The organism is Evtepia sp. (assembly GCF_056797215.1).
In genome coordinates, this window is sequence record NZ_JBQILM010000039.1 from 1 (window position 1) to 17,653 (window position 17,653).

At 59.6% G+C, this 17,653-nt stretch carries 19 protein-coding genes; 8 read left to right on the top strand and 11 right to left on the bottom strand.

The window, feature by feature from the left end:
* The first annotated feature begins 6 nt into the window (after positions 1–6).
* From ACTOZL_RS08815 to ACTOZL_RS08845, 7 genes are all read left to right on the top strand, one after another.
* Positions 7–1,221, top strand: a complete 1,215-nt coding sequence (locus tag ACTOZL_RS08815) for a peptidase U32 family protein (protein WP_482477983.1) — start codon at positions 7–9, stop codon at positions 1,219–1,221.
* A gap of 81 nt (positions 1,222–1,302) precedes the next feature.
* A complete protein-coding gene (locus ACTOZL_RS08820; protein ID WP_482477954.1) occupies positions 1,303–2,559 on the top strand; it encodes a CAP domain-containing protein in 1,257 nt (418 codons plus the stop codon).
* A 122-nt stretch (positions 2,560–2,681) separates the two neighbouring features.
* Positions 2,682–3,638 carry an AAA family ATPase gene (locus ACTOZL_RS08825; protein ID WP_482477956.1) on the top strand — a complete coding sequence of 319 codons (957 nt, stop codon included), beginning with the start codon at positions 2,682–2,684 and terminating at the stop codon, positions 3,636–3,638.
* Entirely contained in the window at positions 3,617–5,506 is a 1,890-nt protein-coding gene (locus ACTOZL_RS08830; protein WP_482477958.1) for a DUF975 family protein, read from the top strand. The genes ACTOZL_RS08825 and ACTOZL_RS08830 overlap by 22 nt, the downstream gene beginning before the upstream one ends.
* Positions 5,503–6,693, top strand: a complete 1,191-nt coding sequence (locus ACTOZL_RS08835) for a metallophosphoesterase (RefSeq protein ID WP_482477960.1) — start codon at positions 5,503–5,505, stop codon at positions 6,691–6,693. The genes ACTOZL_RS08830 and ACTOZL_RS08835 overlap by 4 nt, the downstream gene beginning before the upstream one ends.
* Positions 6,694–7,044: 351 nt before the next feature.
* The gene (gene alaS, locus ACTOZL_RS08840) at positions 7,045–9,702 is read left to right on the top strand and encodes an alanine--tRNA ligase (protein ID WP_482477962.1); all 2,658 of its coding nucleotides are present in this window, start codon (positions 7,045–7,047) and stop codon (positions 9,700–9,702) included.
* Between the two features lie 109 nt (positions 9,703–9,811).
* Positions 9,812–10,048, top strand: coding sequence for a cupin domain-containing protein (locus ACTOZL_RS08845; RefSeq protein ID WP_482477964.1), 237 nt, complete (start codon positions 9,812–9,814; stop codon positions 10,046–10,048).
* Between the two features lie 57 nt (positions 10,049–10,105).
* On the opposite strand, the gene ACTOZL_RS08850 is transcribed toward ACTOZL_RS08845, so the two are convergent.
* The 9 genes from ACTOZL_RS08850 to ACTOZL_RS08890 form a co-directional block, all read right to left on the bottom strand.
* The gene (locus ACTOZL_RS08850; protein WP_482477966.1) at positions 10,106–10,579 is read right to left on the bottom strand and encodes an LURP-one-related/scramblase family protein; all 474 of its coding nucleotides are present in this window, start codon (positions 10,577–10,579) and stop codon (positions 10,106–10,108) included.
* A 143-nt stretch (positions 10,580–10,722) separates the two neighbouring features.
* Entirely contained in the window at positions 10,723–11,631 is a 909-nt protein-coding gene (locus tag ACTOZL_RS08855) for a sensor histidine kinase (RefSeq protein ID WP_482477967.1), read from the bottom strand.
* The gene (locus tag ACTOZL_RS08860; RefSeq protein WP_482477969.1) at positions 11,619–11,972 is read right to left on the bottom strand and encodes a HepT-like ribonuclease domain-containing protein; all 354 of its coding nucleotides are present in this window, start codon (positions 11,970–11,972) and stop codon (positions 11,619–11,621) included. Before ACTOZL_RS08860 ends, ACTOZL_RS08855 begins: the two co-directional genes overlap by 13 nt.
* A complete protein-coding gene (locus ACTOZL_RS08865; RefSeq protein ID WP_482477970.1) occupies positions 11,959–12,285 on the bottom strand; it encodes a nucleotidyltransferase family protein in 327 nt (108 codons plus the stop codon). Before ACTOZL_RS08865 ends, ACTOZL_RS08860 begins: the two co-directional genes overlap by 14 nt.
* A gap of 69 nt (positions 12,286–12,354) precedes the next feature.
* Positions 12,355–13,203: an ABC transporter permease gene (locus ACTOZL_RS08870; protein WP_482477972.1), complete on the bottom strand. Its 849-nt coding sequence runs from the start codon at positions 13,201–13,203 to the stop codon at positions 12,355–12,357.
* A complete protein-coding gene (locus tag ACTOZL_RS08875; RefSeq protein WP_482477973.1) occupies positions 13,200–14,111 on the bottom strand; it encodes an ATP-binding cassette domain-containing protein in 912 nt (303 codons plus the stop codon). The genes ACTOZL_RS08870 and ACTOZL_RS08875 overlap by 4 nt, the downstream gene beginning before the upstream one ends.
* Before the next feature lie 130 nt (positions 14,112–14,241).
* A complete protein-coding gene (locus ACTOZL_RS08880) occupies positions 14,242–14,478 on the bottom strand; it encodes a hypothetical protein (RefSeq protein ID WP_482477975.1) in 237 nt (78 codons plus the stop codon).
* A 13-nt stretch (positions 14,479–14,491) separates the two neighbouring features.
* The gene (locus ACTOZL_RS08885) at positions 14,492–14,791 is read right to left on the bottom strand and encodes a hypothetical protein (protein ID WP_482477976.1); all 300 of its coding nucleotides are present in this window, start codon (positions 14,789–14,791) and stop codon (positions 14,492–14,494) included.
* Positions 14,788–15,168: a BlaI/MecI/CopY family transcriptional regulator gene (locus tag ACTOZL_RS08890; protein ID WP_482477978.1), complete on the bottom strand. Its 381-nt coding sequence runs from the start codon at positions 15,166–15,168 to the stop codon at positions 14,788–14,790. Before ACTOZL_RS08890 ends, ACTOZL_RS08885 begins: the two co-directional genes overlap by 4 nt.
* 189 nt (positions 15,169–15,357) lie before the next feature.
* Here ACTOZL_RS08890 and ACTOZL_RS08895 point away from each other — a divergent pair, with 189 nt between their 5' ends.
* Positions 15,358–15,819, top strand: a complete 462-nt coding sequence (locus tag ACTOZL_RS08895; protein WP_482477979.1) for a hypothetical protein — start codon at positions 15,358–15,360, stop codon at positions 15,817–15,819.
* Between the two features lie 50 nt (positions 15,820–15,869).
* Here the strand turns inward: ACTOZL_RS08895 and ACTOZL_RS08900 are convergent, their stop codons facing one another.
* Both ACTOZL_RS08900 and ACTOZL_RS08905 read right to left on the bottom strand, forming a co-directional pair.
* Positions 15,870–16,535: a response regulator transcription factor gene (locus tag ACTOZL_RS08900; protein WP_482477981.1), complete on the bottom strand. Its 666-nt coding sequence runs from the start codon at positions 16,533–16,535 to the stop codon at positions 15,870–15,872.
* 77 nt (positions 16,536–16,612) lie between these two features.
* The coding region (locus ACTOZL_RS08905) for a citrate synthase (RefSeq protein ID WP_482477982.1) at positions 16,613–17,653 on the bottom strand (1,041 nt) is incomplete at its 5' end.

Here is a 17,653-nt window from a genome sequence, read left to right on the forward strand (position 1 = left end):
GAACTGATGGGAAAGAAATTAGAACTCTTATCTCCCGGCGGCAACTGGGAGCAGTTGGAGATGTCCGTGGCCTACGGGGCCGACGCGGTGTATCTCGCCGGGGACGTCTTTGGGATGCGGGCTTTTGCAGGGAACTTCTCCCCAGAGGCATTGAAACAGGCCGTAACTTACTGCCATGGCCGTGGGGTGCAAGTCCACGTGACCTGCAACACCATGCCCCGCAACGACGAGGTGGAACGCCTCCCCCAATGGCTGCAGCTGTTGGAGGAGGCGGGGGCCGACGCCATCATCCTGGCAGATGTGGGGGTATTGGCCCTAGCCAAGGAATACGCCCCCTCCCTGAAGGTCCACATCAGCACCCAGGCCAGCGTGGTGAACCACCAGGCTGCCCGGGCCTGGCATGACCTGGGGGCCCAGCGGGTGATCCTGGCCAGGGAGCTGAGCTTGGAGGAGATCGCCACCATCCGGGCCAAGGCCCCCAGGGGCTTGGAGCTAGAGGCCTTTGCCCATGGGGCCATGTGCGTGTCTTATTCCGGACGCTGCCTCCTGTCCAACTACATGACCGGGCGGGACTCCAACCGTGGCGCCTGCGCCCAGCCCTGCCGCTACCAGTACAGCCTCATGGAGGAGAAGCGGCCAGGGGAGTATTTTGACGTCTACGAGGACGGCAAGGGCACCTACATCATGAACTCCCGGGACATGTGCATGATCGACCACCTCCCGGACCTGATTGCGGCGGGGGTGGACTCGTTGAAGATCGAGGGCAGGGCCAAGTCCGCCTACTACGCCGCCGTGGTTACCGGGGCCTACCGCCACGGCATCGACGCAGCCCTGGCAGGCCACCCCCTGGACCCAGCCTGGCGGGAGGAAGTGGAGAAGGTCAGCCACCGGCACTACTCCACCGGCTTCTTCTACGGCCAGCCAGGGCAGTTTACCGAGGATGCCCGCTACATCCGGGACTGGCAGGTGCTGGCGGTGGTGGAGTCCTGCGATGAAAACGGCCTGGCGCTGGCTTCCTTGCGCAACAAGTTCTCTGTGGGGGACCCCATCGAGCTGGTGGGCCCAGACCTGCGGCCGGTGGCCTTCCCGGCCCCCCTGCTGCTGGACGCCCTGGGCTATCCCCTCCGGGAGGCCCGGCACCCGGAGATGAAATTCCACCTCCAACTGCCGGTGTATGCCCCGCCCCTGTCCTTTCTGCGGGCGTGCCGGGAGCATTCCTAACATGATGATAGCGGCCTGCCGCGGTGCGTACATGCTCTGCGGCAGGCTGTGTCATAGAACGATGAGAAGGAGAGAATCACCATGAAGCGTTTTTTGTCCATGCTCTTAGCCCTGACCCTGGCCCTGAGCCTGGGGGTCACTGCCGGAGCCGCCACGGGACCGGAACAGGTCAGCACAGGCTGGCGGGAGGCCATCTCGGCCAACTCCTGGGAGGCCCTGCGGCTCACCAATGTGGAGCGAGCCAAAGAGGGCTTGCAGCCCCTGAGCACCTTTGAGGGCCTCCATGCCGCCGCCCAGATTCGGGCCCGAGAGATCGGCCAGGTGTTTGACCACACCCGGCCCAACGGGCAGCCCTGCATGACCGCCCTCAATGACGTGGGGCTGGACCCCTACGATTTCACCCGCTCCGGGGAGAACATCGCCATCGGCTATGGCAGCCCCGCCGCTGTGGTTGATGGCTGGATGAACAGCCCCGGCCACCGGTCGAATATCCTCACCGGCCCCTACACCCACTTGGGGATGGGCAACAACGGCCGGGGGTGGACCCAGATGTTTTTGGGGACTTGCAGCCCCCAGGTGAGCCGCGTTAGCCTAGGGGCGGCGTCCTATCCCGTGGGCACCCAGCTTCAGGACATGGATGGGGTGATCGTCCTGCGCTGTGAGCATGGAGACAGCTACCTCCCCCTGTCCCCGGAGATGTGCAGCGGCTATAACGCCCATGTGGTGGGGAAGCAGACAGTGCAGGTCCAGTGTGGCAGCCAGACCACATCCCTCACGGTGACCATACAGGGCACCCCCCAGGAGGCCGCGGCCTGGGAGCTGTACCGCCTGGGCCTATTCCTGGGCAAGGGGACCCTGCCCAACGGCCAGCCGGACTTTGCCCTGGACCAGCAGTGTTCCAGAGAAGAGGCCTTGACCATGCTCCTGCGTCTGCTGGGCCGGGAGCGGGAAATCAGCCAAAGTGACGCTGCCGCCCACCCCTTCCAGGATGTGTCCGGCTGGGCCTCTCCCTACGTAGGCTTCGCCTTCCGCAACGGCATTGCCCACGGCACCGGGGCTACCAGCTTTTCCGGCACCAACGCCACCACCGTGTCTCAGGAGCTGACCTTCCTCCTGCGGGCCCTGGGCTACCAGAGCGGCGAGGACTTTGACTGGGCCGCTCCCTGGAGCCTGTCGGACCAGGTGGGGCTCACCGAGGGCCAGTACAACGCCGGCCACCAAAACGCGGCCATCAGCCGGGGGGATATGGTCCTGCTGTGCCAGGCGGCCCTGGACTGTAAACTTGCCGGGAAAACCATCACCCTGCGTCAGGATTTGGAGGCCCGTGGTGTCATCTGACAGAAAGACCCCTTATATTACAAAAGGGTTACAAGTAGAAACACTTTACAGACAAATTGACGAAGAATTTGGATGAGGGTGGGGAAATTGGAGAATTTATCCAGAAAAGGAGAGGGAGAAGGTTGTATCTTGCGGAATTGCGCCTGCCCAGCCGCAGCGCTGCAGAGGATGCCCTGGAGGCCGCGATCAACAAGCGGACCTGTTACAACAATGTCTACCCCTTTGGGGTCTTTGACCACTGGGAGGAAGTGACCGTTCCCCTCCACCCCCTCACCATTTTCTACGGGGGCAACGGCTCCGGCAAGACCACCCTGTTGAACCTCCTGGGGGAGAAGCAGGGGCTGGCGCGGCGGAGCGTCTACAACTGCACCCCCTTCTTCCAGACCTATGCGGCGCTGTGCCGCTGCACCACCACCGGGAAGCGCTGGCATGAGGGGAAGGTACTCACCAGCGACGACGTGTTTGACGACCTGCTGGACCAGCGCAGCCTGAACCAAGGCATCGACCTGGCCCGGGGGGAAGTGTTTCAGGAGTACCGCAGCCTTCGGGAGGGGACGTTTCAAATGCGTTCCTTGGAGGAGTTTGACCAGTTGAAAAAGGTGGTGCTGGCCCAGCGGAAGAAGGGCAGCGGGTCCGACTTCGTGTGGCGCACCTTGGGAGGGAACCTTCCGGGGAGGTCCAACGGGGAGACGGCCCTACACTACTTTACCAATCAAATTCAAGAGGACAGTTTGTATCTTCTGGACGAGCCGGAGAACAGCTTATCTCCGGCCTTCCAGCAGGAGCTGGCGGGCTTTTTGGCAGATTCGGTGCGCTTCTTCCGCTGCCAGCTCATCCTGTCCACCCACTCGCCCTTCCTCTTGGCTATGCCGGGGGCGGTGGTGTATGATTTGGACGGGTTGGGGTCTGTGGAGCAGGCGGCCATCCAGCCCAAGCCCTGGACGCAGCTCCCGGCGGTGCAGGCCTACTATGGCTTTTTCAAAGACCATGCACGGGAATTGGAGGACGCTTCCTCGTCCCCACAGACCATAGAGACAGAAGAAAAAGGGGCGAGAGGATGCCAACAAGGAAAGAATTGAAGGCCAGAGGCCGTCGGGCCCTGAAACGGCATTATGCCATTTTCCTGCTGCTGTGCCTGGTGCCGGCCATCCTGGGCGGGGAGCTGACGGTGTTCAGCAATGTTTCCGCCAGGGCGGAGGGCAGCCAGGCCCCACAGGTGGAGGCGACGATGTTCCCCCCGGATGTGAGCGTATCCGTGCCGCCGGCGGGAGACCAGGAGAACCGGGTGACATTGCTCTCAGCCCTGGTGAACGCCTTTGTGGAGTTCACCGTGGACCTGGCCCTGGGCCAGGAGGCACAGCGGGAGGAGGCCATCCGCCAGGCGGAGGAGGGCTATGTGGCGGCCTCTCAGGTGGACCGGGAGGCGATTTTGGGCAGGAGCGATGGGGTGCTGGCTATGCTGGTGAACAAGGTCTCCTCCGGGGCATATCTGGTCACCCTGACCATGGGCATCCGGGCCCTGGTGGGGAACGACAGCGCGGTGGTGGTGATCCTGCTGCTCCTGGCCATGGCCCTGGTGCTGCTGGTGGAGATCTTCGTGCTGGGGGTCTACCGTGCGGTGATCCTGCGTATGTTCTTGGAGGGCCGCTGCTATGAAAAGCTCCCCGCCCACCGGGTCTGGTTTTTGATGCGGGTGAAGCGCTGGTGCCACGTGGGGGTAACCCAGCTGGTGGCCAATCTTTTCACCGCCCTTTGGAGCCTGACCATCGTGGGGGGTGCCATCAAGTATTATTCTTATTATTTGGTTCCCTTCCTGATGGCGGAGAACCCGGACCTGGGGACCTTGGAGGCCATCACCCTTTCCCGGCGGCTGATGCACGGCCACAAGTGGGAGTGCTTCTGGATGGAGCTGTCCTTTCTGGGCTGGGTCCTCCTGGGGGCGCTCACGGCAGGGGTGGTAAACAGCCTCTACACCGTGCCATACATGACGGCGGTGCAGACGGAATACTATGTGGAGCTGCGCCGCCTGGGCAAGGAGCGCCAGGTGGAACACAGTGCCCGCCTCAACGACCGCTACCTCTTCCAAAAGGCGGAGCCGGAGGAGCTGTCCCGGCGGTACGGGGACGTGCGGCAGGCGAAAGCCCAGTCCGCGGCGGAGATGATTACCCCCCTCAAGGGCATCCACAAATTCCTGGCGGACAACTTTGGCGTGACCATCCGCCGGAGCCGGGAGCTGGAATGCCTGGAAGCCGCCCAGAACCGTGCGGCCCAATTGGACTACGACATCCAGGCCCTGGAAGGGTTAGTTTATCCCACACGGCTGCACCCCATCCCGGAGAAGCGCAAGCGCAAGTGGATGGGGAACCTGAACTACATACGCTACTATTCTGTCTGGTCCCTGGTGTTGATGTTCTTCTCCCTGTCCTTTGTGGGTTGGCTCTGGGAAGTGAGCCTGCACCTGCTCACCGATGGAGTATTCGTCAACCGTGGGGTTCTCCACGGCCCTTGGCTGCCCATCTACGGCTGGGGGAGTGTATTGATCCTTCTGGTGCTGAACCGTTTTCGGAAGCGGCCGGGGCTGGAATTTCTCTCCGCCGTCGTCCTGTGCGGCTGTGTGGAGTATTTCACCTCCCTAGGCTTGGAGCTGATGCACGGGGGGACCCGCTGGTGGGACTACACCGGCTATTTTCTAAACCTCAATGGCCGGATCTGCGCCGAAGGCCTGCTGGTCTTTGGGGTGGCGGGGATGGCTGTGGTGTACGTCCTGGCCCCTCTGCTGGACGGGGCCATGCGCAAGCTCCCAGCCAAGGCCATGACGGCGGCAGCCCTGGTGCTGCTGGGGATATTTGTGGCGGATCAAGTCTACTCGTCCATCCAGCCCAATACCGGGGCGGGGATTACGGACTATGAGGCCAGTGCCGCCGTGATGGAGGAGTTGCCGCAATGACCGCCCTGTTCCTAGCACCTGTTTACCTTCTGTTCTGCCTGTACCTCTGGCGGCGTCTGTGCCGGTGGCTGAAGCTGTTCCCCTGGGGCCGGTGGCCTGGGGTACAGGCGGTGGCCGCCGTGCTCTTCGTCTGCCTGAACCTGAGCATCCTCCCCGCCTCCTTTTTGGAACCCAGCGCCCTCCAACGGCTGCTGAAAGGGTTCAACAGCTTCTGGCTGGGGGTGCTCCTGTACACGGCCCTGGTGGCGGCGGGGACGGAGCTCTTCTGGGCCTTGAGGGGCCGGTATGCCAAGCGCCACGGGCGGGCACCCCTTTCGGACCGGCACCGCATTCTTGCGGGGGCCCTCTGCCTCCTGTTGATCGCTGCCCTCAGCGCTGGGGGGAGCCTGAACGCCCGGAACATCCAGACCACAGACTATACCCTCACGGTGGACAAACATGCCGGGGCAAGGAAGGAATTGAAGATTGTCCTGGTGGCAGACCTCCACCTGGGCTACAGTGTGGGGATGGCCCAGATGGGGCAGATGGTGGGGAAGATCAACCGGGAAAACCCGGACCTGGTGGTCATCGCCGGGGATATCTTTGACAACGCCTATGCCGCCCTGGAAGACCCGGCAGGATTGGCGGCGATTTTGGGCAGCATCCAAAGCAAATACGGCGTCTACGCCTGCTATGGAAACCACGATGTGGAGGAAAAGCTCCTGGCAGGGTTTAGCTTCCCCACCGACGGGGAGAAGGCCAGCGACCCCCGCATGGACGCCCTTTTGGAGGCGGCCAATATCCACCTGCTCCGGGACGAGGGGGTGCTCATCGACGGCTCGTTCTACCTTCTAGGCCGGGCGGACTATGAGCGGCCTGGCCGGGGCATCGAAACCCGCAAGACCCCGGCGGAGCTGACCCGGGGCTTAGACCACAGCAAGCCCATTTTGGTGCTGGACCACGAGCCCAGGGAGCTACAGGCGCTGGCGGACGCCGGGGTGGATGTGGACCTGTGCGGCCACACCCACGATGGGCAGCTCTTCCCTGGGAACCTATTGATTGGCCTGTTTTGGGAGAACCCCTGTGGATATCTCCAAAAGGATGGGATGCACAATATCGTCACCTCCGGGGTGGGGGTGTTCGGCCCCAACATGCGCCTGGGGACCCGCAGTGAGCTGTGCCGTATCACAGTGGCCTTTCAGGGATGAGGCCAGGGCGGGAAAAGACCCTGTCCACTGTCTTGACAAGCATGGATTTTGTGCTAAAATAGAGGAATACTGACACCATAGCCATGCGGAAGCCAAGCAGGCCCGTGCCGCCCAGAGCGAGAGGGGGAGAGTGCAAGCCCCTCGGTGCGCCCGGCCTGCAAGCCACTTCCAAGCTGCCTGCGAGGAGCGGGACGGGGCGTTCCCGTTACAGGACGAGAGGAGATGCGCACTTCGGTGGGCAAATCAGGGTGGTACCGCGAAGCACGCTTCGCCCCTGTTTCAGGGGTGGAGTGTTTTTTATTGCCATCCCAAGAGAGAAAGACCATATTTCACGTTTGGAGGATCAATTGTATGCACAAGTACTATGGTTTGAATGAGTTAAGAGAGATGTTTTTGACCTTCTTCGAGTCCAAGGGCCACCTGCGCCTGCCCAGCTTCCCCTTGGTGCCGGAGAACGACCCCTCCCTGTTGCTCATCAACGCCGGCATGGCCCCTATGAAGCCCTGGTTCAAGGGGGAGGAGGAGCCCCCCCGGAAGCGGGTGTGTACCTGCCAGAAATGTATCCGCACCGGGGATATTGAGAACATCGGCCACACCGCCCGCCACGGCACCTTTTTTGAGATGCTGGGCAACTTCTCCTTTGGGGACTATTTCAAACACGACGCCATCCAGTGGACTTGGGAGTTTTTGACCGATGAGAAGTGGGTGGGCTTGGAGGCCGACCGCCTCTACCCCTCTGTGTATCAGGAGGACGACGAAGCCTTCAACATTTGGCGGGACGTGGTGGGTATCCCAGAGGAGCGCATCTACCGCATGGGCAAGGAGGACAACTTCTGGGAGCACGGCGCCGGCCCCTGTGGCCCCTGCTCCGAGGTCTATTACGACCGGGGGGAGGAATTTGGCTGCGGCCAGCCTGGCTGTGCCCCCGGCTGCGATTGCGACCGCTATATCGAGGTCTGGAACAACGTCTTTACCCAGTTTGACAACGATGGCGAGGGGCATTACACCGAGTTGGCCCAGAAGAACATCGACACCGGCATGGGATTGGAGCGCTTGGCAGTGGTCTGCCAGAACGTAAACTCCCTCTTTGACGTGGACACAGTGATGAACATCACCAACAAGGTCAGTGACATCACCGGGGCCCACTATGGCGACAGCGACGCCAAGGATGTCTCCCTGCGTATCATCACCGACCACATCCGTTCCGGCATCTTTATGATCTGCGACGGCGTCCTCCCCTCCAACGAGGGACGGGGTTACGTCCTGCGCCGCCTCCTGCGCCGGGCCGCCCGCCACGGGAAGCTGTTGGGGGTCAACGAGCCCTTCCTGTATCAAATCATCGACACGGTGATCCACGAGAACGAGGGCGAGTATAAGGACTTGCGCCAGAAACAGGACTATATCACCAAGGTCATTCGTACCGAGGAGGAGAACTTTGCCAAAACCATCGACGGGGGCATGAAGATTTTCTCCGAGCTCCTGGCGGAGCACAAGGCCAAGGGGGAGAGCCAGTTCTCCGGCAAGGACGCCTTTAAGCTCTACGATACCTATGGCTTCCCCGTGGACCTCACCGAGGAGATGGTCCAGGACGAGGGCATGACCCTGGACCGGGCAGGCTTCGACGAGGAGATGGAGGCCCAGCGGGTCCGGGCCCGGAAGGCCCGGGAGGCCCTAGGCGACCTGGGCTGGTCTGGCGTGGAGTTCGGCAAGGAGGTCCCCGCCACGGTCTTTGACGGCTATGAGAACGGCAGCCTGGTGGACCTGAAGGTGGTGGCCATCGTGGCGGAGGAACAGCTGGTGGAGGAGATCATCCCCGGCGTGGAAGCCATCGTGGTCCTGGACCGCACCCCCTTCTACGCGGAGATGGGCGGCCAGGTGGCCGACCACGGCTATATTGCCAAAAGCGGCCCCGAGGGCTGCCTCTTCCAGGTCCACGACGTGAAGAAAAACAAGGGCGGCAAGTATATGCACTACGGCAAGCTCACCGAGGGCAGCCTGAAGCTGGGGGATACCGTCCACGCCGAGATCGACATTGAGCGCCGGGAGGCCATCGCCCGGGCCCACTCCGCCACCCACCTGCTCCACGCGGCATTGAAAACTGTGTTGGGGGACCATGTCCACCAGGCGGGCTCCCTAGTGGAGCCGGACAAGCTGCGCTTTGACTTCACCCACTTTGAGGCGGTGACCCCGGAGCAGTTGGCCCAGGTGACGCAAGTGGTCAACCGGGCCATCCTGGGGGGGAGCCCCGTGGTCACAGAGGTTTTGCCCATTGAGGAGGCCAAGAAGCGTGGGGCCGAGGCCCTCTTTGGCGAGAAGTATGGTGACACCGTCCGGGTGGTGGAGATGGGGGATTTCTCCCTGGAATTCTGCGGCGGCACCCACCTGGACAACACCGCCAAGGTGGGGGTGTTCCACATCCTGGCGGAGTTCTCCGTGGCCTCCGGCGTGCGGCGCATCGAGGCCATCACCGGGGAATCCGTCCTGGACCTCATCGCCTTCAACCAGCGGATGATCCAGCGGGCGGCGGCGTTCCTGAAAGCCAAGCCCCCGGAACTGTTGGAGCGGGCCAAGGCTGTCATGGGGGAGATCAAGGAGCTTCACCAGATGGTGGAAAAGCTCAAGGCCAAGGAGGCCCAGGGGGAGGCCGAGCGCATCCTCTTTGGCACCCAGGAGGTGGGGGGCTTGAAGGTCCTTACCACCATTGTGCCTGAGGCCGGGGCCAACGACCTGCGCCAGATGGGGGATATGCTCCGGGACAAGGAGCCTGCCGTGGTGGCGGTGCTGGCCTCCACAGCAGGGGAGAAGATCACCTTCCTGGCCGTCTGCGGCAAGGAGGCCGTGGCCCGTGGCATCAAGGCCGGGGAGATCATCAAGACGGTGACCAAGCTCTGCGGCGGCTCCGGCGGCGGCAAGCCCGACAGCGCCATGGGCGGCGGCAAGGACAAGCAGAAGCTGGACGACGCCCTGGCAGCGGTGGACAACTTCGTGGCGGAGAAGCTGGGGCTTTGAGGGGAGAAGGACTATGCTGATTGACTTTGCATCTCTGCCTGAGACAACAATTCCCCGTATGTATGGGGGAGAAGGGGAGGTACACGCCAATATGTATGCCTCCCCCACCATGAAGATTATGAAGGGAAAGCTGCCACCTGGCGCTACCATCGGCCTGCATACCCACCAGACCAGCAGTGAGATCATCTATATCCTCTCTGGGACGGGGAAGGCCCTCAGTCAGGGCCAGACGGAACTCCTGGCTCCTGGAAGCTGCCACTACTGCCCCAAGGGCAAGGATCACAGCCTCATCAATGACAGCGATGGGGATTTGGTGTTCTTCGCGGTGGTACCGGAGCAGGGATGAGCGGTTGAAATAAAAAAGAACGGCGTACCGGCTGGTACGTCGTTTCTTTTGCAAAATTCAATTTCCCCGGGAGCACTTCTCCGCATCGATGGCCAGCACCACCATCAGCACCCGGAGGGCGTCGGCGGGGTCGTTGATGTCCAAAACATAGGTGTCCGTCAGGCGAAAGACCTCCTTGGAGATGGTGGCGATGGTGCCCCGGGAGGCGCTGGTGATGGTGTACTCCCACTCTAGGAGATTGCCGTCCACCGACCAGTCGGCATAGTCTAGGGTGAACTTGGGGCGCAGGAAGGTGAACTCCTTGCGGATACAGCCGATGTAGTCCTCCTGCTCGTAGAGTTGGAACTGGGGCAGGAGGGTAAAGACCTTTTCCTGGACGGTACCGATATGGTTCCCCAGGCTGTCGTGGATGTGGAGGCAGTGGCCCCAGCTGAGCTTGCCCTCCACGGTAAAGATGGTTTTCTCGTTCTCGTCATAGATATCGTATTTGTCGAACCAAGAGAAGAAACGCTGTTTGAACAGCAGGCGCATGGCGGTTCCGTCCTTTCGTGGTCAAGTATAGCGGATTGGTATGTTGATTGTACCATAGAATAGGCTGTCCCGGCAAGAAAAACCATCAGAGCGGCAGGAAAAACGCTCCCCTGGAACGCTGTTGCTGTCCGGGGGAGCGTGTACTATTCTTCAAAGCGCAGGCGGATGCACAGCACCCCATCCGCATACTCCGCGGAAATCTGCCCGCCCATGTGTTCCACCAGGGTCTTAGCGATGGACAGCCCCAGGCCGCTGGAGCTCCGGGCGGCCTCTACGGTGAAGAAGCGGTCAAAGAGCTTGCCCACCTGGACTTCATTCAATCCCGGCGCGGCGTTGGAGAAGCAGACCTCTCCGTTCTCGCTGAGGGTGACGGCCAGGTCGCCGGCGCTGTATTTCAGGGCGTTGCTGAGGATGTTGCCAAAGACCCTGGCTAGGGCGTCCCGGTTCAGCAGCCGCACCACCGGGGCCTCTGGAAGCTGGACCTGGGGGGTGATCCCCGCCTGGGTGAGGGCGGCGTAAAAGCTGGCCAAGCTCTCTTCCAGGGCTCCGTTGAGGGACAGGGGTTCCAAGGCCAATTCTTCCTGGGTGGAGAGGATTACGGAGTAGTGTAGGAGCTCTTCTGTCAAGTGCTTCATGGCCCCGGCGCGGTTACGGATGGCGGCGATGTGGCGCTGGGCCGCTTCTGGGAGCGCTTCCGCCTCCAACAGGTCCAGGTGCCCACACAGGGCGGTGAGGGGGGTGCGCAGGTCGTGGGAGATGTTGGTCACCGCCTCTTTCAACTCCCGGTCGCCCCCCGCATAGCGCTGCCGTTGGCGGCGGAGCTGGCGAAGCTGGACGTTCAGTTCAGCAGCCAACTGTCTCAGGGCCCTGTCCCGGCTGGAAAGGAAGATGGGGTTGTTGCTGTCCTCCGAGAGCCGGGCGGAGACCTGCCCTGCGATTTCCCGCATCCCCCGCCGGAGCAGGTGGAGCTTGAGCAGCAGCAGGAGCAAGAGAAGGGCCAGGGCAAGGCACAACAGCCAAGGGAGCATGGGGGTCACCTCTATTCTTGACACTTCGCCAGTTCTTCTTCACAGAATTGTTTCAGGATAGGGATGTCGTTCAATACCGTCTGCCATACAATATCCAGGCGTATGCCGCCATAGCCGTGGGCCACAATATTTCGCATACTTTTGATGGCGCTCCAGGGGATGCGGTCATTGGTGGCTTGTCGAAACTCTGCCGACAAGCCACCAGAGAGCTCCCCAATTTGTAGAATACAGAAGGAGACCGAATATTGATAAAGGGTGTCCTCTTGGAACGCTTCAAAGGAGATACCATACCGGGTCAGGGCATTGGAGATGTCGTCGCAGTATTCCTTGATTTTGAGGATACGTTGTAAATCAAGCGACAGCATAGATTTGTCTCCTCTCTTTGTTCACCTGTTCACGGAAATAAACATCACTTTCTCTGTGGCACGGCCCTTCCAAGGAGTTTAGTGTCAATAGATCGAGTTTTTTTCCCAAAGCTTCCTCTAGATCATGGTAAAGGGCCCCCAGGCGAAATAAGCTGGTGAGGTCTGTCCCTGTGGTGTCTACCAATAGGTCGATGTCACTGCCATCTGTTGCGGTGCCACGGGCGTAGGAACCAAAGAGATAGATGGCGGGCAGGTGATATTTCTCCGCGATGGGTGTGACGATGGCTTTGATTTGGTCGATGGTATAGACCATAGGGCGCACCTCCTTCCCCTTTCATTTTACTATAAGTCTACCCAGGAAGCAATGAAAAACCACGGTGCGCTATTTCAAATCCTTCCGTCCAAAGCACACCACCCCACAAGCCGTGGTGCCCAGCAGGATCACCAGGGAGTACAGGGGTAGGCGGACGGGACTGGTGAGCTCTTGTTTGGAAAACTGAAGGAACTGGCTGCCGGGGAGGAAGTCGTTGAGGAAGACATAGACCTCCCGCTTGGTCCCTTCCAGATAGTTGGTATTACGTTCCTTCCCTGATTCCTGTACCTGTATATTCCCTTCCTCGTCGGTGGAACGGGAAGAGACGGTGGTGTAAAATTTAGGCTCGTCCAATTTGCTGTCAATCACCATGGCGCTCATCATCAGGACGAAGCCCAGCAGTAGGACCGCCACAGCGGCGATGGATTTCTTGGTCACCAGCATCACCAGCAGCAGGAAGAGGGCGCCCAGAGCCAGCACCGTCATCAGGCTGAGGGCGGCCAAGAGCAACAGCTCCTGGGGTGTTTTTTCCAAATTCCCCACCAGAGGGAAGCCCACCGCCACCACCGCCAAGAGGAAGGCCAAGTGCATCAGCACCAGGGCCACCGAGCAGGTGATGAGGTTAGCCAGATAGATGGCCCACCGGGATTGGCCCACCACGATCTTGTTTCGGATGGTACCGTCGCTATACTCCGTGCCGATGAACAACCCGATGAACACTGCCGCCACGATGGGCATGAACAGGGCCCCGGAGAAGAGGATGTTGTCAGCGTGGGGGAAGTAGCCGGACATTTCGTGCATCTCCCGCCAGCGGGTGCCCACGGCGATGAGGCCCACGACAAACTGATAGGCTATCCCCAGCCAAAAGACAAAGCTTTTCCGCAGGCGCAGGAAGTTGGCGCTCAATAGATTCCTCATGCCTTGCCACCTCCCACCAAGCTGATAAAGTAACTCTCCAAGCTCTCGTCCCGCTCCTGGGCGGAGACCAGTTCACACTGGACCTGTGCCAGAGCTAGGGCCAGGGAGGAGATGTTCACTTGGGAGAAGATATCTGCCTGGGTATCGGAGAGGATTTTGTACTCCACGCCCATGGAGTCCAGCACTCCCACAAGGGCCTGGGTGCTGCTGACCTCCACCCGCAGGCACTTCCGGCAGGCGGCCTCCAACGCCTGGGCGCTCATTTCCTTCACCATGCGTCCGCTGTCCAGGAAGCCATAGTGGGTGGCCAGGCGGGAGAGCTCGTCGAGGATGTGGCTGGAAATGAGCACCGTGATGTTCTGCTCCCGGTTTAGTTTTAGGATCAGCTCCCGCATCTCAATGATGCCCTGGGGATCCAAGCCGTTTACCGGCTCATCCAGCACCAGGAAGTCCGGCGCCCCCGCCAGGGCCACGGCGATGCCCAGGCGCTGCCGCATACCCAGGGAGAAATGCTTGGCCCGTTTCCTCCCGGTATCCCCCAGGCCTACCAGCCGGAGCAGCTCTGGGATGCCCTCCTCCGAGGGGAGCCCCAGCACCCGGTACTGCTCCCGCAGGTTGTCCACTGCCGACAGGTCCTGGTAGATGGAGGGGGTCTCCACCACCGCACCCATACGGCGGCGGACAGTGGCCAGGCGGGGCGTGGTGCTCTCCGCGCCATACAGGCTGTAGCTGCCCCCGCTGGGCCGCTGTAACCCGCAGATTAGGCGGATGAGGGTGGTCTTGCCCGCCCCGTTGCGGCCCACAAGGCCATAAATGGCACCACGGGGCACGTGCATGGCGAGGCCGTCCAGGGCTTTGAAGCGGCCGTAGTGTTTGCTCAGGTTTTGTGTGGTAAGGACGTAGTCCATGAAAAAAACCTCCGTTTCCTTGATCTGCTCCCAGGATACCAGGGAAGGGTAAAGGGAGCGGTCAAGGAAAGGGTAAAGAAATGGTCAAGATTGGGGAGAATGAGCGGCCGGCGAGAACGCCGGCCCTTTCTTAACAGGGAGTCCAGTCCGTTAGCCAACGACTGTAGGTGATTGACCACAGGCGCTTATAATGCACACCATCAATATACTTATATTTCCATTGTGTCTTTTCTGCCCGCACAGTGTTAGATTCTGCCTGCGTTTGGCTGAGATCAGGGCCGTTGGGTGCAGCCAGGGCGGAGGTGGGGCCAAGAGTTGCAAGAATCAACAAAAGTGTGAAAAGGAGCCGGCAATACTTCTTTTTCATAGGAACACCTCTTTTATTCTTTATAAATTTTTAATTCATCGTGGGGGGACACTGAGAGCTCACTTTCAGGAATTACAGTGAAAAAAACACCGTCGAAATACAAGTGATATTCGCCTTCCCTTGTTCGCAGGATGTAGGAGGTTTCAGGAGAAATATCAATGTAATCCTCATCGCTCAGCCCGACCAAGAAGAGCAAGAGTCCCATGCGATAGTGGAGCAGGACCCCAGTTTTTCGGTATAAACGATCGGCAACGAACACAAAGGCACTGAACCAAACAAGGGACATACAGAAAGAATAGGGGGTGATACTCACGGCTTTTTCTTCCTTTCATCCAGTATTTTTTGTAATTCATCTAATGTTTCATCGGAAAGGTCTGCCTGATCCACCAAAGCAGCAAACAATCCGACAAAGGCGTCCTTTCCCTTTGGGGGGGAAACTGCCATTTGTGCGCTGAGATATTCCTCTTGGGAGATATCGGCGGCAAAGGTACGGGCATATACTTTGCCCGCTGGCTGCATACCAACGACTTTGACCGCCCCCTTTTTCATCAACGAGTTGAGTAGGACATGGATGCTGTTGTCCTTCCAAGTGCGGTTTGGAGACTGTTCGATGATATCCTTGCGGGATAGGTCGGTTTTGGCATTCCAGAGTATTTGCATCACCTGTAGTTCATTTTCTGTGAAGTTCATAGTCTCACCTCCTTGTTGCTTTGTTAGAATTATTTTAATAAATTAAAATAATTTCGCCAAGAAGTATTGACAAAATAATTTGAATTTTATACAATTCGGTCAGTTAGAATAAATCTAGAAAACTGAATCTATAAGACTGTGGAGGTGAGGCTTATAAGATGTTTTCCTAGTAAATGAGGAGGTTTGATCATGAAAAAACGTATGATTGCATTAGGGATGACATTGGCTATGGCGTTGTCCCTGTCGGTGCCTGCGGGTGCTGCGGAAAGCGCCGAACAACAGATATCCAGAGCGGTAAAGGAAGCTGAAAGATACGCATATCTCGATATTGAGACAGCAACACCAGACATGCGAAAGAAGATTTTGGATGCGCGAAAAACGATTATTTATAATAGCAGTTGGGCCGCAGATGGGATTGCTGCTTATGTCGAAGATACCGAAACGGGAGAAGTCATTGAGAAACTTCCAGCCTTTTCCGAGTTGTTCCCAGATTGGGAATTGCCGTCTAATGATGCAACAGTGGAAGATACCGCTGGTATCCATCCAGTGAAAAGTATAGCATTCCTAGATAGATTCCGTCTGGCAAACTTTTGTAGCCTGCTTTTTTATGAAACATTTTCCATGTGTGGCATGCTGGTTACTGACGCATAAACAATAACGAGAAAAAGGGGCTGTTTTTTACAGCCCCTTTTGTGGCGTTCTCAAACATCCTCCGCCAACTTAAACCCAATCCCCCACACCGCCTCGATATAGTCCTTTCCCCCCACGTCCCGTAGCTTTTTCCGCAAATTGCTCACATGCTGCTTTAGGGAGCTCTCGGTGCAGTCCGGGGTATCGGCGCTGATGCGCTCCAAAATCACCGAGCGGGCCAGGACTTGCCGGGGATGCTGCATCAACAGCTTCAAGAGGGCGTACTCCGTCTTGGTCAGGTGGACCGGCACGTCCCGGACGCTGACACTGTGGGCGGTGGGGTCCAGGAACAGGTCCCCGGCGGTGAGGCTGCCCCCGCCCCGGAGGGTGGCGCTGCGCAGCTGCACGGCGATCCGGGCCAACAGCTCCCCGCTGTCAAAGGGTTTCGTTACGTAGTCCGCCGCACCCCCCAGGAGCAGGTCGATCTTCCCCTGGATGTCCACCTTGGCGCTGAGGACGATCACCGGGATGCCTTGGAGCTGGGGCAGGAGCGCTTCCCCGCTGAGGCCGGGGAGCATCAGGTCCAGCAGCACCAGGTCCGGGGGCTGCTGGGAGAGCAGGTATTGGGCCTCGGTGCCGGAATAGGCCCGCAGGACCCGGTAGCCCTGGCCTGTCAGGAGCTCTTCCAAAACGTCACCGATGTAGATGTCGTCGTCAATGACTGCAATGGTCTGCATAAATCTCACCTCAAATTGGCGCAAAAGAATAGGAAGGGTACGACTGTCATTGCCGTACCCTTCTGAAAATGTATTGGTTAGTCGTCCATAAAGTGGGTCTTTCTCTCGTCCACTGGCAGATAAGGCACCTTGGTGATCACTGCCCGGTAGGCCGGACGCATGATCCGGCGGCCGGAAACCACCTCTTCGATGCGGTTGGCGCACCAGCCTACGATACGGGCGGAGGCGAAGAGGGGGGTGAACACGTCCTCCGGGATGCCCAGCATGGTGTACACCAGGCCGGAGTACATATCCACGTTGGCGCACATGGGGGTGTCATTGCCGTGGCGCTCCTGGATCATGGGGATGCCCAGCTCTTCCACCTTTTCCAGCAGGAGGAAATCCTCGGCGTAGCCCTTGAGCTCGGCAATGTGGTGGGCATACTTCTTCAACAGCACCGCCCGGGGGTCGGAGATGGTGTACACCGCGTGGCCCAGGCCGTAAATCTTGCCGGAGCCGTCCCCTGCCTCCCCGGCCAGGAGTTTGGACAGGTAGTCCTTGATGGAGCCGTCGTCCCTGGGGTTCACGTTGGCCTTGATATAGCGGAACATCTCCATAACCTTGGCGTTGGCGCCGCCGTGGAGGGGGCCTTTCAGGGAGCCCACAGCCCCGGCGATGGCGCTGTAGGTGTCCGTCCCGCTGGAGGAGAGGGCACGGCAGACGAAGGTGGAGTTGTTACCGCCGCCGTGTTCAGCGTGGACCATGAGCATCATGTCCAGCAGGTGGGCTTCCTCTTCGGTGTAGCTGGTGTCCGGGCGGATCATCCGCAGGAAGTTTTCCGCGGTGGAGAGGTTCTTCTCCGGGCGGTGGATGTGCAGGGAGCCCCCGTCAAAGTAGTGGCGTTTGACCGAATAGGCGTTGGCCACGATGCTGGGGAATGCCCCGATGAGCTTCACCGATTGGAGAAGCATGTTCTGGATGGAGGTGTCGTCGGGGTTGTTGTCGTAGGAGTACAGGGACAGCACGCTCCGGGCCAGCTTGTTCATGATGTTGCGGCTGGGGCTCTTCATGATCATGTCCTCGGTGAAGCCGTTGGGCAGGGTCTTGGCCTGGTTCATGATATCGTTGAAGTGGTCCAG